The following is a 26816-nucleotide window of genomic DNA, read 5'->3' on the forward strand; positions in this document are numbered from 1 at the left end:
GAATAGCAAAGGGGCCGCTGGCTCTTTTGCTATTGGTGTTTCATTTGTGGGAGTTTTGTACCTTTTAAGGTTTTTTTTGATTCTACTTGTGATAGCTTGGTAAATATTTTGTATTTATTACGCTTTTAGTTTGTTTTAAAAGGACTTTCAAATGAAATTTTTATTCATTGCGGCAGGGCTGATCACTATGCCATTACAGGCCGATCAGCTCACAGCCTATGTCTGCGATAGCTGTAATAATCAGGAAGCACAACTGCTGGCGGAAAGTTATGCGCCTGCAGCTCAATGTGAATATACCAATCCTCCAGGCACAGTGGTTAAGCCGGATGATATGAACTGTTCTGCAGCCCCCTTAGAGTTGATTGTTGTAAACCCTGCGACTGAGCAAGCTGTTAAATATCGGGTTCAACAAAAATGTACTGGCATGGGATGCAATCCCGAAGTCAGTTTGAGCAAACTTAGATTGACAGCTGATGAACGTGCTGTTTTGGCGACTTATTACGATATTGAATCATCAATAAATGATGCAGTAGGTCAGATGAATGAGATGATCGAAAAGTCTATTCGTGGAGATTTTTCAGCGCTAAAAGCAGGTTCTGAAGAGCAGTGTTCTGCTAATCCAATGGATTATTTCACCAAACCTGATACAAAAAGCGATATTGATAAAGCCATTGCTGAAAAAGTTAAGAGAAATATAGGCGACAGACCATGGAGTCAGTATATGACGATCAGCCCTATGGATCCTGTTGGTTTTCGCATTGAACATGGTTCTGCCCAGCTCAGTTTTAATGAGAAACACAGAACCCAGGCAGTCTACGAGCGCCATTTTTTTGGTGCGACGCCCGAACAAAAGAACCTGAATAATCTTAATTTTAAAGTGAATTATATAGGTAAAATTTCAGATCAACCTGGCCTGAGCTCTTGGGGAATACGTCTTTCGGTAGACAGAAGCACTTCCTGGGTAGATGGGCACAGATTAACTGATCTGACACCCAATGGCGGCAGCGTGAACTTAACAGATGATATTGGGTCAATGCCTTGTTTTCGTGAGTACTTATCACAGCAGGAGGTTGAGATCACCGGTCCTCCTGTGAGTGGTGGCGGTGGTGGCGCCCCCTCAATTCCTGGTGGAGGCAACACAGGATTACAATTATGCCCCAGTAAAACTAAGGGACATGCTTGCTCAACCACTGCTGATGGTGCTACAACCTGCACGATAACTATCTTTAGGTCATTAGCGCCCTGCTAAACAGGCTGCAATATCGCGCAATGTGAGGGCATTGCGCGCGATCAGGTTTTAATATTCGAGCTGAAAAAAATAGGCGAACTGGCTCTTATGTGGATTGGGTTTCGAATTTCAATTTTCAACGCTACTCCGTTAAAGTTTACTCTTCTAAAATGTGATAAGTCATATTGATATTAACTAACAAAACTGCAGGCTGCAGGGGTATAATTGCCCCCTATTTTGTTTCCCCTTTGTATCTAGGAAGTTCCAGATGTCTGATTTAATTAGCAAATTAGAATGGCGTTATGCCACCAAAAAATTCGATCCGAGCCAGGTTGTTTCACAGGATAAAATCGACTTTATTCTGGAAGCTATCCGCTTAAGCGCTACTTCCAGTGGTTTACAGCCTTATGAAGTACTGGTGATCACGAATAAAGCCATACGTGAACAAATTAAGCCGCACGCCTGGAATCAAGGGCAAATCACTGACAGCTCACACTTATTGGTGTTTGCTGCATGGGACAACTACACAGCTGAACGTATTAACACCATGTTTGATTTAACCAATGATATCCGTGGTTTTAAAAACGAAGGCTGGGAAAACTACCGCGCTATGCTGCTGAACACCTACCCACAGCGTGATGCTGAAACCAACTATCAACATGCAGCCCGTCAGGCCTATATTGGTTTAGGTTCAGCTTTAATTGCTGCAGCCGAGCTGAAAGTAGACAGCACGCCTATGGAAGGTTTTGACCCGGTGAAAGTGGATGAAATCCTTGGCTTAAAAGAAAAAGGTTTACGCTCTGTATTGTTACTGCCTTTAGGCTACCGCGCTGATGAAGGCGACTGGCTGGTGAAGCTGCAAAAAGTGCGTCGCAGCCGCGAACACTTTGTCACTGAAATTAATTAATTCTGCAGTTAAAGAAGGCCGTCACAGGCCTTCTTGCTAAATAGCATTCCTTTTTCCCTTCCTCTCTGACATCGTGTCAACATAATGTCATATCTGTCAGCTATGGTTTGACTATGAATGTGACTATGGGGGCTTTATGTCGATAGTTGAAAAGCCTGTGCAGGATGTGCATCAGGCCTTAAAAAATGCTGCGCCTTTGGCTCGTTATCTGGAGCGAAATGCCAGTAGTGCTGATGCCGCCGATATTTTTCAGGAGTCTATTGCCCGTGTGTTGGAACAGGCAAAGCAGCGGCCTATTCTGAATCCTCTTGCTTATGCCTTCACTGTGGCCCGTCATATGTTAATGCGGTTAAAACCAGTCCAGGCCGAGGAGCCGGATCAAGTGCTGTGTCAAAGCGCCAACCCGGAAGAAATGGCCAGCATGCAGCAAACTGTCGATCGCTTTAGTCGGGCGCTATCTACGATGCCGCCATTAAGACGACAAGTCTTTGTGTTGTTGCGGATGGAGGGTAAAAGCCGCAGTGATATTGCTGCTTTACTGCAAATCAGCGAGGATGCAGTATCTAAACATGTCAGCAGGGCGCTGGCGGATATTCAGCGTCTGATCGATCAGTCGCGTGTTGTGTGAGTCCTATTTTGAATGAACAAGAAAAGTTGAATAGCAAAGAACAGGCAGAGCAGGAGTTGTATCTGCAAGCCGCCAGTTGGGTGGAAAAACTCGCCAGTGGTGAGTTGGACAGCCTGAGTAAAAGGCGGTTTAGCCATTGGCTGGATGCCGATCCCAGACACCCAGTACTGCTGCAATCTATGGTCGAAACCTGGCAGGATCCGGCTTTAACTAAAGCTTTGTCTGCTTATCAGCCTTCGCCGTTAAAACGTTGGCAGTTATCTATTCCCCTATTGCTTAATTTGAAGTGGCCTAAATTGCAGCTGGCTGGCGCTGCTATGGCATGCAGTTCTGTGTTGGTGATGTTACTTTATCTGGGCAATGGCAGCGTGTTTTCTAGTCCTGCGCCTTACGAGCTTAAAACAGCTCAGGCCAGCAGCATGCAACAAGGGCTTGATGATGGCTCAGTGGTCGATATAGCGCCTGACAGTCAGCTCACAGTGTTTTTTACGCCAGATAAACGTCAGGTACTGCAAGGCCAGGGTGCTGCTTATTTTGCTGTGGCCAAAGACAAACAACGGCCTTTTGAAGTCCGACTGGATCAAGCCAGCGTAGTGGCTGTTGGCACCGAATTTAATATTGATCGCGACCCGGATCTGATTGATATCACAGTGTACGAAGGTGCTGTGCAGGTACAGGCTAGCGCTGCTGGCCCAAGTCAGTTGCTCAAAAGTGGTGAGCGAATTCGTATTCAGCAGAATAAATTATCCGAAGTGCAAAAAGTGGATTTGCAACAGTTAGTCGACTGGCGCTCTGGCTGGATTGAAATTGAAAACGAAACCTTAGCTTATTTACTGCACAGGCTAAACCGCTCGGCTTTGGTGCCTGTCAGTGCCAGTGCAGAGGTCGCAGATTTGCGGGTGGCAGGTCGTTTTGAACTGGCCAACACCCAACAAACCTTATCGGCTTTGACTGAAGCTTATGGCCTGACGCTGCAGCAAAACAGTAGCGGTATCCGGCTGAGTAGGTCAGAGTAGCAGTGGAGGCGGGTTGTGTGGTTACGACCTGAACTCTGGGTGTTATTGCTTTTGTGCTGGTGCAAAAGCCCTGCTTTATGGGCTGCTGAAGCTTCACAGAAGCAGTTGTACTCCCTGCCATCTCAGCCTTTATCTGCTGCCTTGCTACAATTTGCCCGCAAGGCAAATCAGCCGTTATTGTACGATCCAGCTTTACTTGAAGGGCGACAAGCACCGGCTCTTTATGGTGAATTTGAACCCACTGAAGCACTGCATCAGTTGTTAGCGCAGCAGCCTTTAGAAGCTATTCCCCGCGAAAAAGGCTGGTTGATTAGAGCTAAAGCAGTAGTAGAAAAACCAGCAGTGATTGTCGCTATTCCTGCAACTCAAAGTCAAAAACCGCCTGCAGCTATGGAAGTGATAGCTATACGTTCCACTGTAGTTGCAGAGCAAAATGCTGTGACCAAAGCAGTGTTGCCTCAGGCTAAAAGGCTAAAACGCGAAGCCATGATTGCACAGGATTCCTTGGTGGCCGACGATATTACCGACTTTCCTGCGCTGAACTTAGCCAACTCCTTGCTGCGCTTGCCTGGCATTACTATTAACAGAGAGTGGGGCGAAGGCCGGCAGATTTCATTGCGGGGTTTAGGCCCGGATTTTACCCGGGTGCAAGTGAACGGTATGGAAGCCTTAGGCACCTCGTCTTCGCCTATGGATGCGCGTGGCGCTGTGTCCAGAACCCGGGCTTTTGACTTTAATATTTTTGCCTCTGAGCTGTTTAATCAAATTGATGTCAAAAAGTCCTTTTCAGCTGATCAGGAAGAGGGTGGTATAGCGGGCACTGTGAATTTACATACCGCCAAACCTTTTGATTACGACGGGCCAAAAAGCAGTATTTCGGCTCAGTTGGGCAGCAACAGCAACACCAATAGCTCAGATCCACGCTTCTCCGCAGTGTTCTCTGAGCTTTGGTCAGATCTTGGTGCTTTGATATCCATCACTCACAGCATCCGGTCTACCAATGAATATGGCAGCAATACCACACGCTGGCGGCGGGAAACCGGCAAAAAAGCGGCCGATAGTAGCAATACTGAACTGCAAAATCTGTTGGATTCTGGTGAGTTATGGTTTCCACGTGGTCAGCGATTTTCAGTCTGGGAAAACGAACAAAACCGCTTAGGTATCACAACAGCACTGCAATACAAACCCAATCAGGATTTCAGTCTGGTGCTGGATTGGATGCACGGTAAGTTGGAAAACCAGCTGGCAGAACATCATATGGCGGTAAAAGACAATAACCTGGTGAACTCGCTGATCTGGCGTGAAAGTGCAAAAGGCGACAAAGAAGTAGTCTATGCCAGCTACAAAAATGCCAGCTGGCGTAATGAAAGCCGGGAGGATTATAACGAGTCGGTGTTTGATCAAATCAGTCTGGCCACAGACTGGACAGCCACAGCTGATCTGCAGATCCGCGCTATGCTGGGCCATAGTTCATCCGACTACAGCCAGCCGCTGTTGCAGAAACTCAATATTGAAGCGAAGAAAAAAGCCTCCATCAGCACAGACTTCAGCCAGGACGCTTTTTATGGCCGCAGTTCTTCGGCTGATTTTGATGTTACATCTATCGAAGGTTATACAGTCAAAGACCTGTTTTTCCAGTCGAACTTTATCTATTCCAGTTTTGACAATGCCAAGCTGGATGTGGATTACCAGCTCAGCGGAAACAATGTGCTTAAATTTGGTATTCACTATAAAAAGTTCAGTAACTCGGGCTTTGAGCAAGAAGCCAGTGGTTTTCCCTATAACAACGCGACACCAAAGAATCAGGGGATGGTTAGCCTGACCCCAGATCAGGTGCAAATTTATAACGGCCATCCGGACCAAAGCTGGCTGGAAGGCAATATAGCTGCAGTGCAGAATTTTTATGGCCTGAGCGATTTTGCCTTAACGGCTGCCAATACGTTGAGTAGCACAGTGTACGATTTAGCGGAGCAAACCAATGCGCTGTATCTGTTGTATCACCACGACTCAGAGCTTGCAGGTTCACCATTACGCTCGCGCTTTGGCTTACGTTTTTTCGACACGCAAATGAGCTCGCAAGGGGTGTCCTCTATGCAGCCTGCTACGATCAATCGCCACTACTCAGGTTATTTGCCGAGTTTGGATCTGGCTTATGAACTCTCAGAAGATCTGATCTGGCGCGCCAGCCTAAATAAAAATATCACCCGCCCATCCTTAGACGCCATGGCCTTTTCTGTTTATGTCAGTAAAACCTCCCTGGGTGAAACCGATATAGGCCAAATCTCCACAGGCAACCCAGAGTTGCAACCCTATGATTCTGAGAACTTTGATATGGCGCTGGAGTGGTATTTTGAAAACGCAGGTCTGGCTTCAGTGGCTGTGTTTCACAAAGACATTAACAACTTTATTCAGACCAAAACAGAGCTGCGGCGTTATAGCGAGCTGGGGTTGCCTGCCGACTTATTACCTGACGGCAAAACGGTCAACGATATCTTTAATGTCTCGTCTCCACAAAACTCAGGCTCGTCCGGCATTCAGGGGTTTGAGCTGGCGCTGCAACGTGATTTAGATTTCCTGCCAGCGCCTTTTCAGCATTCAGGGCTGATAGCCAACTACACCTGGGCCGATGGCGACACCTTGTATCCGAATGTTGAAAACTCAGGCCAGAGCCAGCGCAAAGCTTTCCCTGGCCTATCAAAGCAAAGTTATAACCTGACCTTGTATTACGAAACCAAAGTTTGGGGCGCTCGTGTTGCTGCGGCTTACAGAGGCAAGTACATCACAGGTGTTGAGAGTGGTTCTATCGACGATGACGAACGTGGTTATCACGAGAGCACTAATCTCGATTTTTCAGCTTATTACCGGCTCAATGCCCATATAAAGCTAAATCTCGAAGCCCTAAACCTAACCAACCAGCGCGACGAACTGTATAGCGACTCCAGCGACAGAGCTTACAACAGCACTTATAGCGGCCGCACTTATATGCTTGGGGTTACAGCGGAGTTTTGATGGGAAGCATTGCATTTTTCTGATGCTAAATACGGCTGCTTAGATTGCACTAGCTGTGAAAATGCGGGGGCAGGGTTTTCCCTGCCCGTCTCGCGTTCAAACGACAGTCTGAGCGAGCTGTATGCTTTTAACGATAAAAAGCTTCTACTTTACCTTTAACTGTCATCAGTAAAGGTTGGCCACGGCGGTCCAGCGCTTTGGCTGCTGCCACTTTCACCCAACCTTCGCTGATGCAATATTCTTCCACATCAAAACGTTCTTTGCCGTTCAGGCGAATACCCACTTCATGTTCAAAAATGGCCGCTACAAAGTGCGGGCTGCGTGGGTTAGTGCAAAGGCGATCCGGTAAATCCGGGCGTGCTGCTGTGTCTTGAGTGGTCGTGTCTGTCATGGCTATGGCCTGTAATAAATAAAACGTGCACCATTGTAGGCAAAGCCAGCATTTGGCTCAAGAGCGATGCTCAAACAAAGATTAGTTACCGTGTTTGAGCAAGAGCCGCCTGACTATACTCCCTGAATTAGCCAACAGGTAAAGAGCAGAAGTTTAGATCTTCACCCTGAGCGACAACAGGGTGGCTACAGCAATCAGCACGGCTATCGCATAAAGCGCTACAGGTAAGCTGAAAAAATGCGCCATCTGTCCTACACTGGCAGGCCCTGCCAATACACCTATGTAACCCAGAGTAGAGACAGCTGGCACTGCAATAGCTTGTGGCATGCTGGTCTGTTTGCCCGTAGCTGAAAACATAATGGGCACAATATTGGAGCAGCCAGCTCCCACTAAAGCATAACCAACCAGTGCCCAATGCAGAACCGGCGCGGTAATCGCAAAAAACATACCTGCGCAGGCCAGCAGACCACCCAGGGTTAACACCAGCCGGGCACCCAGCCGTTCTGTCAGTTTATCGCCTGTCAAACGCCCTAGGGTCATAGTGATGGAAAAACAAAACAATCCCAATACTGCGTTTGCGTGAGCAGCGCCCTGATATTCAGTTAAATAAACACCACTCCAGTCTAACACTGTGCCTTCTGCCAGGAAAAACGAAAAACAGATCACACCAATTAACAAGACAGCGCCCTTTGGCAGTGCAAACGAAGGGCCTTCTTTTGGATTGGCAAAAGGTAATAACCCCTTGTGGATTAACATCAGTGAGGCCATCATCGCCAGACCAATCAGCACACAGGCATGAAAAGCACTGACTCCTGCACTTAACAAAGCGACCATGATACCAGCACCAGCAATACCACCTAAGCTGTAAAAACCATGAAAACCAGACATTAGGGTTTTGTTTGCTCTTTTTTCTACCAGTATGGCCTGAATATTCATCACACAATCTGTGGCGCCAATACCAAAGCCAAAACCAAGTAACAACAGCACTAATTGAACTGTACTGCTGGCAAGCGGCAGCAGCATTAACAGCAGCGAAAAAACGCAAAGTGTGACAAGCAGCACCAGTTTGCAACCGACACGGGTAGCCACTGCGCCAGCCACAGGCATAGACAAAATAGCGCCCATACCTAAACACAATAGTAATAATCCCAAAGTGCCGTCGTCTATGCCGGTGTTGGCTTTAATTATTGGGATAATGCCAGCCCAGGCTGCAGTGGCAAGGCCAGAGCAAAAAAACATAACACGGGTTGAAAGCGCTTCTCTGTCTTTTTTGGGCAGACAAGCAACGCTATTATCTAAGGAACTCGCATCAGACATCAGGAAACCTCGTTAGTGGTAAGTCGGCGCAATCGAGCAAATATCTTCAGGATAAATACCACTCTGTGACGAAAGCTCTGTCCTTTAGATTGCTGAAACCAGCACTTAAAGGTAGTATTTAGCATATTGTTTGCTCATTTGTGATTTATTATGCTCGATTATGCTTCTTTTCCGGATCAGAGGCAAGCGTTGATCAAAGACCTGTTACGTCAGCATGGTCGTGTGCTCTGTGTTCAACTGGCAGCAAAACTGGATGTGTCTGAACATACGATACGTCGTGATTTGCAGGAACTGGCCAATCAGGGCTTATGTAAAAAAGTCTATGGCGGCGCTGTTAGTATGCTAACAGCCGTGGGTGATTTGTCCGAGCGTATTCAGAACAGCGGAGCCGATAAAACCCGATTGGGTCATGCTGCTGCTCAATTGCTGCGCGATGGTAGTTGTGTCTTTATTGATTCAGGCAGCACCAATATGGCCATTGCCAAAGCAGTCAGTATGGAACAACGCCTGACTTTTGTGACACATGTGCCCGCGATTGCTGTCGAGTTAATCAATCGACCTTTGTGTGACGTTATTTTGCTTGGTGGAAAGCTGAACAGACGTTTGGGGGCTTCAGTAGGGCCTGGTACCATCAGACAACTAGAAACCATGTATTTTGATCAATGTCTGCTGGGCGTTTGTGCTTTGGATGCCCTCGAGGGCGTCACTGCTCTTGATGTTGAGGATGCAGAATTTAAACGAGCGATAGTGCGGCAAAGTAGTGAAGTGCTGATTGCCCTGACCTCTGATAAAGTCGGAGCTGTTGCAAGGCATAAAGTGATGCCGTGTGAAGGTATTTCCACTTTATTACTTGATGGTGAAGCTGACGACAAACTGCAGGCTTTTCAGGAGCTTCACTGGCGATTGATCCGGCTGAGCACAGCAACAGCCTGAAATGCAGTTTTCGCATCCAGTAAAGTAGTTGTTGTTTCGGCATTGTAGCGGACTGTCAGGTCTGGTTTTGACCAAAACACTTATAAAACATAAGATGCTGTTACTTCATTTACATCATCGGACTCACCATGAAAATTGCGTTAATTATCTTAGTTATTGCCTGTATAGCTTATTACTTCTACAACAACGCCAATAACCAAAAAGCCGCAGCGCTGAATCTGGAAAAAGGCAGTGCATTTTTAGCTGAAAACGCCAAAAAAGACGGCGTAAAAACTACAGCTTCAGGCCTGCAGTATGAGGTGTTACAAAGTGGCAGCGGCGAAATCCACCCAACAGCCAGCAGCAAAGTGCGGGTGCATTATCATGGCACGCTTACCGATGGCACAGTATTCGACTCTTCAGTCGAACGCGGCGAAACTATTTCTTTCCCGTTAAACCGCGTTATCCCCGGCTGGACCGAAGGCGTACAGTTAATGAAAGTAGGTGATAAATTCCGCTTTTATATCCCTTCCAATCTGGGTTACGGCAACCGCAGCGCAGGCAAAATCCCGGCCGGTTCAACCCTGATTTTTGATGTGGAGTTGTTTGAGATCCAATAAGGCTTTGGAGCGGGCAACAAGCCCGCTTTCTAATGACCAATTTGATGATTCAGTTTCAGTGACAGCTATCCTCAAACCCACCGTAAAAAAACTTTCATAAATTTTTTTGTCCATAAATCACTCTTTGTTGCTCTTTAGGAGGACTGCTGCGCTTTCAGGCCTGGCAGAACTACTCAATCAGCTCAACTAAACAGGAATAATGGATTAATTATGAAGACGAATCGTCGCAAGAGTCATCTGGCTTTGGCCGTGCTGGCCGCAATTCCGGCTTTTTACAGCCCTGTATTGCTGGCTCAATCAGCTACAGAAGCTAAAGCATCAGAAACTGAAGTGATTGAAGTCAAAGGCTTTCGTAGCTCTATTATCAAAGCCAAAGATCTGAAGCGTGAAGCCATGATCGCTCAGGATTCGATAGTGGCGGAAGATATTGCCGATTTCCCGGATCTGAACCTGGCCGACTCACTGCAACGTGTGCCTGGTGTCACTATTACCCGTGAAGGTGGCGAAGGCCGGCAGATTTCTTTGCGTGGTTTAGGCCCTGATTTTACCCGTGTGCAGGTCAACGGCATGGAAGCTTTAGGTACTTCGTCTTCGCCTATGGATGCACGGGGTGGTGTGTCCCGGACCAGAGCTTTTGACTTTAATATTTTTGCCTCTGAACTCTTTAACCAGATTGATGTGAAAAAATCCTTTTCTGCCGATCAGGAAGAAGGTGGCATAGCTGGTACTGTCAATTTACGTACTGCCAAACCCTTTGATTACGATGGTGCTCAGGCTGCTGTCTCCGCTCAGGTAGGCACCAACAGCAATACCGACAGCACAGATCCTCGTATCGCGGCTTTATTGTCGAATACCTGGTCAGATTTTGGTGCGCTGGTGTCTGTGGCATACAGCGACAGAGCGACCAACGAATACGGCACCAACACCACACGCTGGCGTCGTGAAGGTGGCAAAAAAGCGGCTGATGCCACCAATACTGAATTGCAGGCTGAACTGGATTCAGGTGAATTATGGTTCCCTCGTGGTCACCGTTATTCGGTCTGGGAAAATGATCAAAACCGTTTAGGTATTACCGCAGCTTTGCAATATAAACCCAATTCAGACTTCAGCCTGGTGCTGGATTTGATGCACGGCAAACTGGAAAACCAACTGTCTGAACATCATATGGCGGTAAAAGATAACTCAACGGTCAACAGCCTGGTGTGGCGCGACAACAACGGCAGCAAAGAAGTAATGTATGCCGATTATAAAAACGCCACCTGGCGTAACGAAAACCGCCAGGATCGCAACGAGTCGGTATTAAATCAGGCCAGTTTAACCGCAGACTGGACTTTGACTGACGATCTAAAAATGAGCGCTCTGGTTGGCCACAGCTCTTCCGATTACGAGCAGCCTCGTGTGAATAAACTCAATATTGAAGCGAAAAAAAGCGTCAACATTATTACTGATTTCACGCAGGACGCTTTTTACGGTCACAGCTATTCGCCAAGCTTTGATGTGGCCTCGCTGGAAGGTTACACAGTCAAGGATCTGTATTTCCAGTCGAACTTTATCTACTCCGACTTTGATAATGCCAAGCTGGATTTTGACTATGCGTTAACCGACAGTTCCAGCCTGAAATTTGGTGCCAACTATAAAAAGTTCACTAATTCAGGTTTTGAGCGGGTCGCGCAGGATTTCCCAACCAATAAAGCCACTCCGCAGAATCAGGGCGTAAAAACTCTGACGGCAGAACAGGTGCAACTGTTTAACGGTCACCCGGACAAGAGCTGGTTACAAGGTGATATGGCGGCGTTACAGGCCTTTTATGGCCTGACCGATTTCACCTTAACAGATGCCTACACAGTGGAAAGTTCGGCTTATGATTTAGCCGAAGAAACTCAGGCTGCTTATCTGGTTTACGATACTGAATACGATGTGGCAGGTATGCCGCTGCGCGCTAATATCGGCGTGCGTTACTTTAGTACAGAGCTGAGCTCAAAAGGTTTGTCGAAAGGCATTCCAACAGAGATGGTGCGCGATTATTCTGATTATTTGCCAAGCCTGAATATTGCCTACGAGTTTGCTGAAGACGTGATTTGGCGTACTGGCCTGAGCAAAAACATGACTCGTCCTTCGTTAGGCGCTATGGCGTTTTCGGCCAACGTTAGCCAAACCTCTTTGGGTGAAAATGATATAGGCCAGATTTCAGTGGGTAACCCACATCTGCAACCTTTTGAATCGGATAACTTTGATACAGCGCTAGAGTGGTATTTTGAAGATGTAGGTTTGTTGTCGGCCGCTGTATTTTACAAAGATATCGATAACTTTATCGTCACTGAAACCCAGCAGATTGTTTACAGCGAATTGGGTTTACCGGCAGAGTTATTACCAAAAGGCAAAACGGTAAACGACATTTTTAACGTGTCGTCACCACAAAACTCTGATTCGTCCACCATCAAAGGTTTTGAACTGGCGATGCAACGGGATCTGGATTTCCTGCCAGAGCCGTTTAATAACTTAGGTGTGATTGCCAACTACACTTGGGCAGACGGTAACACCTTGTATCGTAACGTGGAAAACTCAGGCAAAGATCAAATCAAAGCCTTTCCTGGTTTATCCAAACAAAGCTACAACTTCACGCTGTATTACGAAGCTGAACAATGGGGCGCCCGTGTTGCTGCCGCTTATCGCAGTGATTACATCACAGGTGTGGAAAGCGGCTCGATTGACGATGACGAACGTGGTTACCATGCCACAACCAACGTTGATTTCTCTGCATTTTATCGCTTAAGCGACAGTATAAAGCTGAACCTGGAAGCGATAAACCTGACCAATGTGCGGGATGAGTTGTACAGTGATTCCAGCGACAGAGCCTATAACACTACCTTTAGTGGCAGGACTTATATGGCTGGGGTAACAGTACAGTTCTAATCTGGTTAAAAAGCCCTGATTCTGTCGGGTCAGGGCTGTTTTATAATTCCTAAGGTGTAGTGAGTGAAAACTTTTGTAGTGAATAAAAAGCAGATTGGCCTGGCTGGAGTCCTGACTTTGCTGGTGGCGTCCTGCCAACAGGTTCATCCGGTAGTTAAGACTGAACAAGGCAAAAGCTGGCTGGCCGGTGATCACCATGTGCATACCCATTACAGTGTGAAATGGGATAACTCTGTGTTTCCGCCAGCCCCTATTTTAGGTGGCGATGCTAAATATTCGATTCCGCTCAATGCGCAAATGGCGTCACATTACGGCTTAAGCTGGATGGTGGTCACTGATCACGGTGGGCCAAACCGCGCCAAACTGGCGTTGGAGCAGGCTTATCCTGAACTTGTGGCCTCACGTAAAGCTTTACCGCAGATTTTGCAGTTTTACGGTATGGAATTTGATGTGCCGGGCAATAGCCCTGGTGGTCGCCATGCCAGTTTTATTATGCCGCACAGGGCAACAGAAGCAGAGCAGCTGTACCAGATAGAAAGCCGCTACAACGGCCGTCAGGGGGTGCCGCCTGGGCCGGAAAAAGCCGAAGATGCTTTTATGCTGCAAGCCTTAAAAGCCATGAATGAATTACCGGATAAACCTTTGCTGTTGGTCAATCACCCGGCACGTTTAGCCACTGGTTTTCGGCAGTACAATAAAGTGACTCCAGCGCAATTACGTGACTGGCAGGATACAGCGCCCGATGTGGTCATAGGTATGACGGGCGCTGAAGGCCATCAGGCTGCGACTTTAAATCCGGATGGCAGCACAGACCCAAATGCCATTCGCGGCGAATACCCGGATTATCCGACTATGGGCGGCTACGACCAGATGACAGCCCGTTTAGGTGGGGTTTGGGATAGTTTACTCAGCGAAGGCCGGAATTGGTGGGTGACAGGCGTGTCCGACAGCCATGGTCATTACACTGATGGCTGGGCCGACTTCTGGCCTGGTCAATACGCCAAAACTTATGTCTATGCAGATAAAAACTACGACAGCATTTTTGCAGCACTCAAAGCCGGTCAGGTTTTTGTCACCACTGGCGATTTAATAGATGCTTTGTTTGTCGAAGTGGCAGTAAAAAACTCCACTAAAACCGCTACAGCAGGCCAGACACTCACAGTAAAACCTGATGATGAGCTGGTGCTGCGCGTGCGTTTTCGCGACCCAGATAGCAACAACGGCGGTGGTTTTAACCCGGAAGTACAGCGGGTGGACGTGATCCAGGGTCTGTTCACAGGGCCGGTGAACAATCGTAACAGCGACGAAACACCAGATACCAAAGTCGCTAAACGTTTTTACTCAGCCGACTGGAGCATTAAAGACGGCTACAGCCAGTTTGAGCTACCGCTGGGTAAAGTCAGCAAAAGCCAGTATGTACGTTTGCGGGGCACCAACAATAAAAATGAGCTGGAACCAGAGCCTGATGCCAAAGGTGAAAACCCCTGGCAGGACTTATGGTTTTACAGCAATCCGGTGTTTATTCAACTGGTTCAGGACTAAGCTCAGTCCGGCTTAGTCTTTAGACTCTGACCAAACCGCAAACTCATTGCCGCTGGGTTCGGTAAAGTGGAAACGGCAGCCGCCAGGGAAGTCAAAAATAGGCTTAATCACAATGCCACCATGCTGCTGTACTTTGGCTAAAGCGGCCTTGATATCTGCACTGTAAAACACTAATAAAGCTCCGCCTGTAGCACTGGTGGAGCATTGTTCTGAACGGAAAAAGCCACCGTCTAAGCCTTGATCGGAAAAGGCGACATAATCCGGGCCATAGTCGACAAAACTCCAATCAAAAGCTGCGCTGAAAAAAGCTTTGGTGGCGGTTAAATCTTTGGCGGGAAGTTCGACGTAGTTTAATTTTCCATCTTTGTTCATTGTGCATTTCCTTTATTTAAAAACCAGTGCATTCACTACCTTACCATTTAAACATCGGCAGTGGTTTGAGTGGATGTTTTACAAAATGAGCCGCAGAAAGCTGCACCAACCGCCAGTGAAAACCGGCAGTGGGGAAGGTTTGATATAAAGTCCGCAGCAGAGCTCTGTCTAAACCAAAATTGAGCAAACCCAGTGAAACATCTGTCCAGTCTGCCTTACGAAAAGCCTCAGCCAGTTTATTGTCGCCACAAGCTGTGACTTTATGATGTTCACTGATCAATAAACTGATATCCGCCGACCAGTCCGACAGCCCTTGTTGCTGCAGATACTGCTGAGCTAAAGCCACGGACGGATCTATATAGTCGAAGTTATGACAGACCCAGATCGCCAGATCATGAAAAGCACAAGCTAGAGCTATTTTTTCCAGTGATTGTTCTGAGTGATCCGAATGCCAAAATGCCAGATTCAGCACTCTGAAACAATGATGACGATAGGCGGTGAAATCTTTGCCTATGTCGGCTTGATAGTGTTGCAGCAGCAGGTCCAGCAAATCATGTTGAGTAATAATATTCACTGGTTTTTGCACCTTAGGATCCGTTTCTGTTTATGCCCGGCTATCTGCTGCGGACAAGCTAGGTTGTATGCTGTCTTTGGCCATAAAAAACAATACCACCACAAAGCCAAAAGGCACCAGATACATCAGTTGCCACCAGGCATTTTGCCCCGCGTCATTCAGTCTGCGTGTACCCACAGCCAAAAATGGCAGCAGAATTAGCACAGTGACAAACTGCCTTAAAGTCGGGCTGATAATTTCCGCAAGTGCACTAATCAGCAGTACAAAAACTAAAAACCACCAGTATTGATACTTGCTGGCTGTACCGGAAAAATCAGCAAATTGCACAAAGCAGTCTTTGACCACTGAAAGTGGAGTGGGAATTATAGCGTCAGATGTTTCGGGGCTTAGCTGCAGGCTGCTGGCATCCACTGTAAAAACAGCAGCTAAAGCCCGCACTGATTCAATGGATGCATTGCCGGTATTTTCCAGCCGCTGAATAGTACGCAGGTTCAGGCCACAGGCTGCTGCCAGTTGCTCCTGTGACCATTGCTTGTCAGCTCTTAGTTTTTTTACCAGTTCTGCGTTAATTTTCATGGCTTCGATACCTTGCATTGACTAATAGACGCAAAGATAACTCAAAAAACGGCTGCAGGTTACGGCACTAGCACGACAGCTTTACGACAGCAGATAAGCTGTACCTTTGCTGCTGATCTTTCAGCGCTTTTCTTCCATCAGGCCTATTAAGTTACCATCCGGATCTTTTAGAAAGCCTATCCAAAGCTGGTGATCCGGCATTTGTGCTGCAAGTTGTGGTGCTCTTTCGCCAACAGCGCCTTGCTCTATGGCGGTAGCATAAAACTGTTCTATAGCCGTGGTTTTAAAATAAGGGATAGAGTTTTTGCCAATTTCACCAGCGCCCTGTGGGGTGCTTAGCATCAGACGGGTGTCGCCGCATTGAACAAAAGCCAACTGCTCAGAGGGAGCAAATAGAAACTGCAGCCCAAGCACTTGAGTATAAAATGGCAATGAAAGCTGCACATCTTTGACTGTGATGGCAAGCTGGCCCAATCCAGAGATTTTATTTTCCACAGTTTCTGTCAACTTTTCACCAATCCGTTTTTTCTGGCTGTATTCGCTGCGCAAGCATAATACTCAGCCATGCCATAGGAAGATAAGCCACTATCAGATCCAGTGCAATAAACCAGGTAGGCGCTGGGATCATAAAGCTTGCCGCCAAACCACCACAAAGAAAAAACACGCCAATCACATAAGCAAAACGGTTTTTATGGCTGGCAGCTATCAGATAGGCAACCAAAGCCCCGGCCAGAGTGCCAAGAGCATGCGCCAGAAAGGGCATAATAAAATGTTTGGGTTCAAATAAATCTATACCCAAACTCAGGCTTTCTGTGTTCGTGACATCAACACCCGCAGGTGGAGGAATAAGCATAGGGCTGATGCTGACAAGCGCCATATTCACCGCGGCTCCCACTACTACACCTAAAAGGATGGCAGCCAGATTTCGAATTAATTTCAGCATCAAGATGCTCCACAGAGACTTATTTAGCATTTAAGTTAGATGAGTTATAGCTGCTAATCAATGGCGATCCCCCGTCGTACTTGAAGTCCGGTACTGATCTGAAATAGGAGGCGGGCAGGGGCAAGCCCCTACAATCGGCCAGCTAGAGTCCTATAGCGGCATAAATCAAAGCAAAAGATAATCCTACAGAAGCCCCACCTATTAAACGGAAGTAGTTTTTACAACCTTGAGCCGATTGAACTGCAAACTTTTTATGTAAGCTGGGAGGGGTTAAAGCCAAACCAGCGCCAACCAATAACAACACTAAACCTATGACTTTAAATAGCAAAGGGAACTGAGTGTCTGCGGCATAAGCCACAAAAAGGCCTCCGGCAATTAGTCTGCTGATAATTTCAAAAGGATGAAAATAAGGCTGCTCACTAAAGTTGATGATCCCCTGGGCAAAGGCATGTGGCCTGAATAGCATCATCAGGCTAAAGAGCAACATCAATACTCCAAAAGCAGCAATAAAATACATAGCTTTCCTTTGTTGAATGCAACAGCTTAGGGGATACCGTTACAGCCAAAGCGCTGAAAACCAGGGCGCAGGCTCAGCCTTTTATAGTAGGCTGCCACAGCTGGCAGTTCTGGCCTTGCCATAGGGGTCATTAGCCATCTGTTTACCGACAAACCCAGCACTATATCTGCCAGAGTAAATTCAGCGCCTGTGATGTACAGAGCTGTTTTCGCCAGTGTTGTATCCAGCAGTTGCATTTTTTCATTCCAGACGACAATGCTGCTCTGGGCAGCAGCTTTGTCTTGATAGGCTGGGCTTTTTCTAACCAGATGCATAAACGCATAACGCCATGAGTTATTCAGCTCTGTACTCTGCCAGTCCATCCACTGTTCAACTAAAGCTCTTTGCCTGACAGACTCTGGCACCAGCGCATTAGGATTCAGCGCTTTAAATGCTTCTGTTTCCGTGGATTGAAAACCAGAACCCCATTCTTCGTGTTCATAACTTAAGTTAAGTTCTGCGCAGGTCCACAGCACTTTTCGCACATTGATGGATGAAGATTTGCCTAAAATTTTTAGCATGGTCAGAGTCCGGTGCTTGCGCTCAACGGGCGTAAAGCAACTATTCGTTATCAATCAGCATCAGCAGATCCGTGACTCCGACCTCCAGACCCATCTGAGAAAACAAGGTCGTCAGCTGACCGCGGTGATGCGTCTGGTGATTAAACACATGCTGCACTACCGAAGATAACATCTTTTGCATGGGCTCACCTTTCATATTTTTGTAGCTCAATAGTTGCTGCAGTAGTTGATCGTCCAGTTCGGCGATGAAGTCTAAAAATAAGGCGTCGATTTGCTGGCGTGCCTGATACAGCTGCTTAAAATCCACAAACAGCAGTTGATCCAAAGCTGTCGGTTGGGGGAGGTTGCTCAGTGGCTGCAATGCTTTGGGTTGGATGGCCAACTGCTTAAATCTGTTTAACCAGATTAAATCGGCCACCAGTAAGTGATTCAGAATACCAGCCACAGAACCAAAAAAAGCGCCTCTGTTTTGCAGCAGCTCATCGTGCGTGAGTGTTGAAGCGAGTTGATAGAGCTGGTTATTCATCCACTGGTTATAGCGGGCCAGCAAACTGAAATTGTATTGTAGTGACATAAAAAGCCCTCTCAAAGCTGACGCCAGATTTTAGATTTACTGATAGTACAGAGCCAATTAAGGCTCTGCACCAGGTATCTGCAACAGATTAAATGGGCGATCCAGGAGGCAGAGCTTTTGGCACAAAAACTGGTGTCCAAACCCCGGATTCGGTGAAGTTTTGCCATAAAGTGTGTTGCAGCTGATGGCCATCGTTATCCTGCTTTTTCAGCCAGCTTGCCAGATTTACCAGTCGTTGCTGCACTGTGGCTCTGGCTTCAGGCGCTAGTTCTTTGGCCGTCAGGGCCTGCATCAATTGATAAAAGGCCACATGCGACACCCGCTGTTGCAGTAATCCGGCCTTAGCGGATAAAGGCTTTTGCCGGATAGTGGCTTCAATGACTTTATCCAGCAGATCGCCCAGTTGTTGCTGACCACTTAACCTGTTTAAACGTTGTGGGTTTAGTAACAGGCCTAGTGTTTGGTTGGCTGCAGCTTCAGCCGCTGATAAGGGATCAAAGGCCAGGCCATAACGGCCCTGAAAGCTTTCGCGGCCATCACTGTCGCCATAAGCTTTGGGCGGAATCAACACTTCAAGTTGCTCTGGTAACGCCAGATAATCAGGAGTTAAGGTGGCCAATAAAGCCTGCAAAGCTTGTTGCTGAGTATCCTTACTGACCCAGCGAAACCCTTTAGGGCTGTCGTAATCGCCTTTGAGTTCATACTCGTAATAAGCGCCACCTATCAGTTTGCTGACCGCTTCTACCTGATAACGTTGCAGCAGATAAATCGGCACTAAAGCTTCCTGAATGGCGGACAGCGGCTGGCCTGTGGTGATGTTATTCAGACCAAATTGTGCCAAAGCCGTTTTGCGTACTTCTGCCAGCCGGTTCAGCTCGGCGACAGGGTCTGCACCATTGTCCCATAAATGGCCTATTGCGCTGACACCGCCCTCAGGTCGTGCATCTTCATCGGCCATATACTGCAGGTTTTGCTGTTTGGCTTTGCTGACCAGTTGTGTCAGCTGTTCGGCAGAATAATCACCATAGCCATACGCAATGGCATACAGATCCCATTCGCCCAAACCTTCACGGTAGGCATTGTCGAGGCTGAGTTTGCCATTTCGCAGGTCGATTTGAGGATGCGGATAATCCATGACGGTAGAACGGCCATTGGCACTGCCAGCAAAGTTATGGATAAGCCCCAGCGTATGGCCAACTTCGTGCGCTGATAACTGGCGAATACGGGCCAGCGCCATGGCTTTTTCTTTTTCAGTGTTGATGTTATCGCCCTGATAAGGCGCGGTCAGGCCTGTGGCGATTAGAAAATCCTGTCGTACCCTCAAGGATCCAAGCGTGACATGGCCTTTAAGGATTTCACCTGTGCGTGGATCTGTTACGCCAGCGCCATAAGACCAACCACGACTGGCGCGGTGTACCCATTGGATCACGTTGTAACGTACGTCCATCGGGTCGGCATCTGCAGGTAAATCTTTCACCTGAAACGCATTTTTATAACCAATTTTTTCATAGGCGCTGTTCCACCACAAAGCCCCTTCTTTTAGCGCACTGCGCACAGGTTCAGGTACACCGGGATCCAGATAATAAACAATAGGTTCAACCGCTTCGCTGATCGCAGCGCCAGGTTGTTTTTTCTCTAATCGGTGGCGTGGTAACAGGCGTTGGGTGATGGGGCTGTCAAAGCTGGTGCCGTAATCCATGTACTCCACTTTCCAATAGCCTGAGTAAGGGTGAAAAGCACGGCTTTGATAACCATCTTCCGGCAGAGCTATTAACGAATGATGCAAATGTACAGTAATAGCGTTGGGCGAAGGGGTGACTTGTTTGACCCACTCCCCTGCAGCTCCGCCGGCATAAGTCACCATGGCTTCGAGTTCGGTGTTCTGGACAAAAGCTTTGCTGCGCTCAAGATAAACACCACTACGGTTAGGGTCTACTGCGTAGCTGCCTTGTTTTTGTGATTCCAGCGTTTTACTCACCTGATGAATATCGCTGAGTAAAAAGTCGGTGTAATCGACCAACAGGCTTGAGCCTTCCTGCGCTACTACAGGTAAACCCGCCAGTACTGAACTGGCAAAAGCTTCATCCACACTCTGACGTTCTGCGCTGTTGCTTGAGGTCGCTCGGTAATAGGTATTCAGCTGTTTGAGCATCAGCTTATTACCGAACTGTTCAAACTGCACCAGTCGGGTGTCGCCCAATTGGCCTCTGTCTAAACCAATATCGTTGGAACCTATACCCCGGGGTAATGAGCTTTGAAAAATAAAAGGTTGCGCCAGTTTGTCGACCAGCAGATAAAGCTTGCCGCTGTCCTGTTGATAGTAAAAATCAAAATAGCCCTTTTTATGGGTCATACCTTTAGTAAAACTTTTGATTGCAGAGGGCTGATTTTTTGTGGCAACTTGGGTTGCCGCAGTATTGGGCTGTTGCAAAGCGGCCACTAAACCAGGTGCCAGCAATAACAGGCTAAACAAACTGACAATTTTCATTATTCTTCCTTTTTATTTTGTGCTGGTTTTGCTGCTTTCTCTGGCAATAAAGCGATCCATTTCCGCTTCCAGAATTTCCAAAGGCAAAGCGCCATTGGCTAACAGGGCATCGTGAAAAGCGCGCAGGTCAAATTTTGCGCCCAGTTGTTGTTCGGCTTTAGCCCGCAACTGACGGATTTTAATTTCACCCATCTTGTACGACAGTGCCTGTCCCGGCCAGGAAATATATCGATCCACTTCAGCCCTTACATTGGCCTGTGATAAAGAGGTGTTGCTCGACAGGAAATCCAGCGCCTGCTGGCGACTCCAGCCTTGGGAGTGAATACCTGTGTCTATCACTAAACGGCAAGCGCGCCACATTTCATAACTCAGACGGCCAAATTGCTGATAGGCATTTTCATAAACCCCCATTTCCACACCTAGCCGTTCGGCATACAAACCCCAGCCTTCGCCATAGGCGCTTAAATACAGGTTACGGCGAAATTGCGGCACATTTTCCAGCTCTTGTGACAAAGCATTTTGTAAATGATGGCCAGGCACAGATTCGTGCAGCGTTAAGGCCACCAGCTCATACAAAGGGCGTTGATCCAGTGAATCTGTATTGAGCCAATAAGCACCACCACGAGTGCCACCAATAGCTGCAGGGTTATAAGAGGCTGTAGTGTAGTTCGGTGCTATTTCGGCTGGAACCGGCACCACGCCATAAGGCAGGCGTGGCAGCTTGCCAAAAAATTCCGGCAGCCGGTAATCAATACGTTTGGCGATATAAGAGGCTTCTTTCAGCAGTTCTTTTGGTGTTTTTGCATAGAATTGCGGATCAGTGCGCAGAAATTTCGTGAAGTCGCTGAAGCTGCCTTTAAAGCCAGTTTCTTTAATCAATGCATCCATCTCGGTGCGGATACGTTTCACTTCAGCCAGGCCAATGTTGTGGATTTCTGCTGGATCCATATCCTGTGTGACATAGGTATTAATGGTATGACGGTAATAGGCTTTGCCCTCTGTTAATTGCTCTGCAGCCAGGCTTTCTGTGGCTGCTTTCATATAGTCGCCTTCAAGGAAGTCGGCTAAGCGGGCAAAAGCGGGTAAAGCTGTTTGTTGAATAGCTTGTTTGGCGGCCTGTTGTAATTGTTGTTGCTCGCTTTGAGAAAAAGCCGCAGGCAGTGTTTTAAAAGGTTCGTACAGGCTGCTTTGTGTTGGGTCCTTATAGACTTGGGCGCGCACTGTAGGTGCTATACCCTGGACGACAATTTTAGGTAAAACAAAGCCGTCTTTAATTCCAGTGCGCATATTGGCGATGTTCTCGTCAAAGTAACGGCCAAAGTCATTGATGCGGGCTATATAATCCTGATAATCCGCTACTTTAGGCATAGACAGGCCACTACTGGCATCCAAAGCTGAGCTCCAGAAACTGTAAAAGGTATTGGCCGGAATGCGGTCAAGGAACAGCTTATTGGACTGGATCGAATTGCGCAGCACCCAGCCAAGCAGCTGATGATTCACCCGGTCTGAGTCTGTCAGTGGTTTTGTGTCTATTGCTTGCAGACGTTGCAGTAAAGCTTGTTCAGCCTTCAGCCGACGGGCGCGATCTGTAGCCGTCACACCAGGCAGACGATTATTGTAACCAGCCAGTCCCATCCGGCCTGCACTGATGGGGTCTTCCTGCAGGCTGTATTGCCAATGGTCATCTATAACTTTTTGCAGTTGCTCTGCCGCAGTAGCGGCTAAGGCGGCAGGTGCGAGCCACAGTAGCGCCAGGCTAAGCAGGGAATGAGTAAAAAAAGACAATAATTTGCGGGACCTTAACACAGGTTTTCTCCTGACTGATCAATAAGCTGAGTTGTATAGCATCACCTTAGCATGACCCCTTTCTCTGGTGGCAACTTCTAACCCGCCATTTAAACCTCACATCGCATTCTGTTTAGATCAACGAAGGCTTACCTCTTTAGCCTTTGGCAAAAAACAGGACAACAGTACTGTCGCCAGAATAAAGCCGCTGGACCAATACAGACAGGTTTCCAGGCCCTGAGTCTGATACAAATACCCTGACAATACAGTGCCAATTAAACGGCCCATGGCGTTGGCCATATAATAAAAACCGACGTCCAGCGATACACCATCCGCTTTGGCATAGCTTACTATCAAGTAGCTATGCAAGGATGAATTGACCGCAAAGACAGCGCCGAATAACAGCAGTACCGAGACTAACAAAGTTTCTGTCGGAAAGGGCAGCGGCAAAAGTTTGGCTAATAACGCCGGAATAATACAAAGTGCGATGGCCCAACCGACGGCGGCCCAACGACCCGGTACTTTGCCGGAGCGTTTGCCAGTAATGAAAGGAGCCAAGCTTTGCACCACACCATAACCCATAATCCACAAGGCCAGAAAAGTGCCTATGGCCTGTTGGCTCCAGGCCAGTTGCTGGGCTAAAAACAGCGGCAGGGCTATAACAAACCATAAATCCCGTGCGCCAAATAAAAACAGGCGTGCCGCAGATAACAAGTTAATAGGGCCACTTTTCGACAATATGTCTTTAAATTTGGGTTTGTAGCTACTTTTGCCGAGGTCTTTTTTCAGCAAGACTAAACTCAGTAACCAAACCAGAGCTAAAGCGCCAGCCATAGTAGCCACAGCACCCTGAAAGCCGATTTGAGTTAACAAAAAACCACCGATAAAAAAGCCAACCCCTTTCAGTGCATTTTTTGAGCCTGTTAGTATCGCTATCCACTGGTAAAGTTTGCTTTGTGAATCCTGCGGTACCAGTAATTTAATCGAGCTTTTGGCGCTCATTTTATTTAAGTCTTTGGCCACACCGGACAAAGCTTGAGCTGCCATCACCCAAGGCACTATTAATAACTCAGCCGGAACCAATAACATCGACAGCGCTGCAATTTGTAAAAACAGCCCGATATTCATGGTTTTATTTAAACCAATACGAGCACCCAGCCAGCCGCCAAACAGGTTAGTGACCACACCAAACAGCTCGTAAAACACAAATAACGATGCTATTTCTAAAGGGCTGTAGCCGAGTTTGTAAAAATGCAGCAGCACCAGCATGCGCAAAGCGCCGTCGGTCAGGGTAAAAGCCCAGTAGTTGCCGGTGACTACCAAGTATTGCTTTAGTGCTACTGTCATTTTCATTTTCCTGTTATACAGACCCAACCATTCTGGCCAACTCCACTGTACGGTTGGCGTAACCCCATTCGTTATCGTACCAGGCGTAAATTTTCACCTGAGTGCCATTCACTACCATAGTCGACAAGGCATCGATAATGCTGGAACGAGGGTCGGTTTTATAATCCACCGAGACCAGAGGTCGCTCTTCGTAACCCAGAATATCTTTAAGTTCTTGCTCTGACGCTGCTTTTAGCAAAGCGTTGACTTCTTCTGCGCTAGTGGCGCGTTCAACTTCAAATACACAGTCGGTTAACGAGGCATTGGCCAGTGGTACCCGCACTGCGTGGCCATTTAAGCGGCCTTTGAGTTCTGGGAATATTTCAGTAATAGCAGTGGCAGAGCCAGTCGTGGTTGGAATTAAGCTGCTACCGCAAGCACGGGCGCGGCGTAAGTCTTTGTGTGGCGTATCCAGAATAGACTGAGTATTGGTTAAATCGTGAATGGTGGTGATAGAACCATGTTTAATGCCCAGCTTTTCATGGATCACTTTAACCACAGGCGCCAGACAGTTGGTAGTGCAGCTGGCCGCTGTGACTATCTTATGCACTGCGGCATCAAATAACTGATGATTGACCCCCATCACCACGTTTAATACGCCAGCTTCTTTGACTGGAGCACTGACTACTACACGTTTTACGCCCTGGTCTAAATAAGCCTGTAGTAACTCTGTGCTTTTCATTTTGCCAGAGCATTCAATCACCACATCACAGCCTGACCAGTCGGTGTCGTTGATGGCTTTATTGTGCGTGACCGCAATAGACTGGCCTTGAATAACAACGGTATTGCCTTGCGCTTCAGCCTGATGCTGCCAGCGGCCGTGCACTGAGTCGAAATTCAGTAAATGAGCAAAAGTAGCAGCGTCACCAGCTGGGTCATTGATTTGCACAAACTCAAATTCAGGCCAGTCAAAAGAAGCACGTAACGCTAAACGGCCGATTCGGCCAAAACCATTAATACCTAGTTTAATTTTTTTCATAACAGCATCTCTTTGCTAAAGGGTGATTAAAGGCTTTGAAAATAGGCCTGATGTGGGGCTAACGTCAGTGCGTTAGGCCGCAAAGCCTGAATACGTTGCTTGACCCGATCTTTGTCGATGCCACGTTCAATTAGAATTTGAGCAGCCACTAAGCCAGTGCGGCCTGAACCGCCTTTGCAGTGGATGGCTACTTTTTTGCCATCTTTTAACAGCTTATGAATATGTGGTCCTTGCCGCTGCCAGGCTGTGGCAAAGTCAGCCTGCGGTGCATGGTCGTCTTCAATAGGGCAATGAAACCAGATTAATCCAAGTTCTTCGCACAAGGCCGGTAGGTCAGTGACCTGATTACGCGCTATTTCGTCTTCAGGCATTAAAGTCAAAATGGCTGAAGCTCCGGCCTGCTTTAACGTCAGCAATGAGTCTTTCAGTGCTTCAGTTTTAGTGCCAGGGCAAGGTGTGAACAACAGCGCTGCTGAGCCTTCCAGCGCTAACTCGTCAAATGGGTGTGACATAAATTTGTCCTTATCAGCTATGCAATCTTTTATTCATTGTGCAAAAACCAGTGGCTAGTGCGATTAGCAAACCACACCAGCGATAACATCACAGGCACTTCAACCAGCACACCTACTACTGTGGCAAGGGCTGCACCTGAATTCAGACCAAAAAGTGAGATGGCCACAGCCACTGCTAATTCAAAAAAGTTACTGGCACCGACCATACCAGCGGGGGCCGCTATATTGTGAGGCAGATGTAGTTTGCAACCGGCAAAGTAGGTCAAAGCGAAGATGCCGTAGGTTTGCAGCAGCAACGGAATGGCGATTAGTATTATGGCCAGCGGTTGATTCAAAATGGTTTGCGCCTGAAAACCAAATAGCAGTACGACAGTGGCCAGTAAACCAAACACGGACCAGGGTTTGATCTGCGCCAGCAAAGCCGTCAGTTTTTCAGGATCTTTAGTGGCGAAAGATTTTCTGGTCCAGACACCGGCCAATAGCGGCAGCAAAACATAAAGCACCACAGACAAAATCAGGGTCGACCAGGGCACTGTGATATCTGACACACCCAGCAGCAAAGCACTGATAGGCGCAAAGGCAAAAATCATAATAATGTCGTTAATCGAGACCTGCACCAGAGTGTAGTTGGCATCACCTTTGGTTAACTGACTCCAGACAAAGACCATAGCGGTGCAAGGCGCTACGCCGAGTAAAATCATACCTGCTATATATTCAGTCGCAGTGTGTGGGTCGACCCAATCGGCAAACAATAGACGGAAAAACAACCAACCTAAAAAGGCCATAGTAAAAGGCTTGATCAGCCAGTTCACCACCAGCGTCAGCACTATGCCTTTGGGTTTTTTAGTCACATCTTTAATGGCACTAAAGTCAATTTGCACCATCATTGGGTAAATCATGACCCAGATAAAAAGCGCAATCACCAGATTCACCTGAGCATATTCAAATGACGCTACCAGTTGAAACAGGGCAGGTGTCAGGTTACCTGCAATCACACCCAGCAACATAGCCAGCGCAACCCAGACCGATAAATAGCGTTCAAATAATCCCATTGTCGTGCTCCGCTT

At 47.5% G+C, this 26816-nt stretch carries 25 protein-coding genes; 9 read left to right on the plus strand and 16 right to left on the minus strand.

Features of this window, described 5'->3' with window-relative positions:
- Positions 1-151: 151 nt before the first annotated feature.
- From EK374_RS02720 to EK374_RS02740, 5 genes are all read left to right on the plus strand, one after another.
- Positions 152-1249, plus strand: a complete 1098-nt coding sequence (locus EK374_RS02720; RefSeq protein WP_127019904.1) for a hypothetical protein — start codon at positions 152-154, stop codon at positions 1247-1249.
- Positions 1250-1496: 247 nt separating this feature from the next.
- Positions 1497-2135: an NAD(P)H-dependent oxidoreductase gene (locus tag EK374_RS02725; protein WP_127019907.1), complete on the plus strand. Its 639-nt coding sequence runs from the start codon at positions 1497-1499 to the stop codon at positions 2133-2135.
- A gap of 136 nt (positions 2136-2271) precedes the next feature.
- Positions 2272-2763, plus strand: a complete 492-nt coding sequence (locus tag EK374_RS02730; protein ID WP_127019909.1) for an RNA polymerase sigma factor — start codon at positions 2272-2274, stop codon at positions 2761-2763.
- A 26-nt stretch (positions 2764-2789) separates the two neighbouring features.
- On the plus strand, positions 2790-3779 hold the full coding sequence (locus EK374_RS02735; protein WP_164731802.1) for a FecR family protein: 990 nt from the start codon (positions 2790-2792) through the stop codon (positions 3777-3779).
- Positions 3780-3794: 15 nt separating this feature from the next.
- On the plus strand, positions 3795-6788 hold the full coding sequence (locus EK374_RS02740) for a TonB-dependent receptor (RefSeq protein WP_233280320.1): 2994 nt from the start codon (positions 3795-3797) through the stop codon (positions 6786-6788).
- Between the two features lie 127 nt (positions 6789-6915).
- Here the strand turns inward: EK374_RS02740 and EK374_RS02745 are convergent, their stop codons facing one another.
- Both EK374_RS02745 and EK374_RS02750 read right to left on the minus strand, forming a co-directional pair.
- Positions 6916-7179 carry a DUF3297 family protein gene (locus EK374_RS02745; protein WP_127019913.1) on the minus strand — a complete coding sequence of 88 codons (264 nt, stop codon included), beginning with the start codon at positions 7177-7179 and terminating at the stop codon, positions 6916-6918.
- A 153-nt stretch (positions 7180-7332) separates the two neighbouring features.
- Positions 7333-8496, minus strand: a complete 1164-nt coding sequence (locus tag EK374_RS02750; RefSeq protein ID WP_206099270.1) for an MFS transporter — start codon at positions 8494-8496, stop codon at positions 7333-7335.
- Between the two features lie 150 nt (positions 8497-8646).
- On the opposite strand from EK374_RS02750, the gene EK374_RS02755 reads away from it, so the two are divergent.
- The 4 genes from EK374_RS02755 to EK374_RS02770 all read left to right on the plus strand — a co-directional run bounded on the left by EK374_RS02755 (position 8647) and on the right by EK374_RS02770 (position 14483).
- The gene (locus EK374_RS02755) at positions 8647-9429 is read left to right on the plus strand and encodes a DeoR/GlpR family DNA-binding transcription regulator (protein ID WP_127019915.1); all 783 of its coding nucleotides are present in this window, start codon (positions 8647-8649) and stop codon (positions 9427-9429) included.
- 128 nt (positions 9430-9557) lie between these two features.
- The gene (locus EK374_RS02760) at positions 9558-10028 is read left to right on the plus strand and encodes an FKBP-type peptidyl-prolyl cis-trans isomerase (protein ID WP_127019917.1); all 471 of its coding nucleotides are present in this window, start codon (positions 9558-9560) and stop codon (positions 10026-10028) included.
- A gap of 210 nt (positions 10029-10238) precedes the next feature.
- Positions 10239-12941 carry a TonB-dependent receptor gene (locus EK374_RS02765; protein WP_127019919.1) on the plus strand — a complete coding sequence of 901 codons (2703 nt, stop codon included), beginning with the start codon at positions 10239-10241 and terminating at the stop codon, positions 12939-12941.
- A 63-nt stretch (positions 12942-13004) separates the two neighbouring features.
- Positions 13005-14483 carry a CehA/McbA family metallohydrolase domain-containing protein gene (locus tag EK374_RS02770; RefSeq protein WP_127019921.1) on the plus strand — a complete coding sequence of 493 codons (1479 nt, stop codon included), beginning with the start codon at positions 13005-13007 and terminating at the stop codon, positions 14481-14483.
- Positions 14484-14495: 12 nt separating this feature from the next.
- Here EK374_RS02770 and EK374_RS02775 read toward each other — a convergent pair whose 3' ends face one another.
- From EK374_RS02775 to arsB, 14 genes are all read right to left on the minus strand, one after another.
- Positions 14496-14855, minus strand: coding sequence for a VOC family protein (locus EK374_RS02775; RefSeq protein WP_127019923.1), 360 nt, complete (start codon positions 14853-14855; stop codon positions 14496-14498).
- Positions 14856-14895: 40 nt separating this feature from the next.
- Positions 14896-15441 (minus strand): hypothetical protein, encoded by a 546-nt coding sequence (locus EK374_RS02780; protein WP_127019925.1) that lies wholly within the window; start codon positions 15439-15441, stop codon positions 14896-14898.
- Between the two features lie 18 nt (positions 15442-15459).
- Entirely contained in the window at positions 15460-16005 is a 546-nt protein-coding gene (locus EK374_RS02785; protein WP_164731803.1) for a DUF805 domain-containing protein, read from the minus strand.
- A 120-nt stretch (positions 16006-16125) separates the two neighbouring features.
- Entirely contained in the window at positions 16126-16512 is a 387-nt protein-coding gene (locus EK374_RS02790; protein WP_233280321.1) for a VOC family protein, read from the minus strand.
- A 4-nt stretch (positions 16513-16516) separates the two neighbouring features.
- Positions 16517-16948: a hypothetical protein gene (locus tag EK374_RS02795; RefSeq protein WP_164731804.1), complete on the minus strand. Its 432-nt coding sequence runs from the start codon at positions 16946-16948 to the stop codon at positions 16517-16519.
- 142 nt (positions 16949-17090) lie between these two features.
- Positions 17091-17465 (minus strand): hypothetical protein, encoded by a 375-nt coding sequence (locus EK374_RS02800; RefSeq protein WP_127019932.1) that lies wholly within the window; start codon positions 17463-17465, stop codon positions 17091-17093.
- Positions 17466-17491: 26 nt separating this feature from the next.
- Entirely contained in the window at positions 17492-18025 is a 534-nt protein-coding gene (locus tag EK374_RS02805; RefSeq protein WP_127019934.1) for a glutathione S-transferase family protein, read from the minus strand.
- 40 nt (positions 18026-18065) lie between these two features.
- Complete coding sequence (locus EK374_RS02810) at positions 18066-18599, minus strand: DinB family protein (protein ID WP_127019936.1); 534 nt, start codon at positions 18597-18599, stop codon at positions 18066-18068.
- A gap of 88 nt (positions 18600-18687) precedes the next feature.
- A complete protein-coding gene (locus tag EK374_RS02815; RefSeq protein ID WP_127019938.1) occupies positions 18688-21087 on the minus strand; it encodes a zinc-dependent metalloprotease in 2400 nt (799 codons plus the stop codon).
- Positions 21088-21099: 12 nt separating this feature from the next.
- On the minus strand, positions 21100-22893 hold the full coding sequence (locus EK374_RS02820; protein ID WP_127019940.1) for a DUF885 domain-containing protein: 1794 nt from the start codon (positions 22891-22893) through the stop codon (positions 21100-21102).
- A gap of 117 nt (positions 22894-23010) precedes the next feature.
- Positions 23011-24219 (minus strand): organoarsenical effux MFS transporter ArsJ, encoded by a 1209-nt coding sequence (arsJ, locus tag EK374_RS02825; protein WP_127019942.1) that lies wholly within the window; start codon positions 24217-24219, stop codon positions 23011-23013.
- A 13-nt stretch (positions 24220-24232) separates the two neighbouring features.
- Entirely contained in the window at positions 24233-25237 is a 1005-nt protein-coding gene (locus EK374_RS02830) for an ArsJ-associated glyceraldehyde-3-phosphate dehydrogenase (protein ID WP_127019944.1), read from the minus strand.
- A 26-nt stretch (positions 25238-25263) separates the two neighbouring features.
- The gene (locus tag EK374_RS02835; protein WP_127019946.1) at positions 25264-25749 is read right to left on the minus strand and encodes a phosphatase domain-containing putative toxin; all 486 of its coding nucleotides are present in this window, start codon (positions 25747-25749) and stop codon (positions 25264-25266) included.
- Between the two features lie 29 nt (positions 25750-25778).
- On the minus strand, positions 25779-26801 hold the full coding sequence (gene arsB, locus EK374_RS02840; RefSeq protein WP_127019948.1) for an ACR3 family arsenite efflux transporter: 1023 nt from the start codon (positions 26799-26801) through the stop codon (positions 25779-25781).
- Positions 26802-26816: the final 15 nt, after the last annotated feature.

Origin of the sequence: Rheinheimera mangrovi, assembly GCF_003990335.1 — a bacterium.
GTDB classification, from domain to species: domain Bacteria; phylum Pseudomonadota; class Gammaproteobacteria; order Enterobacterales; family Alteromonadaceae; genus Pararheinheimera; species Pararheinheimera mangrovi.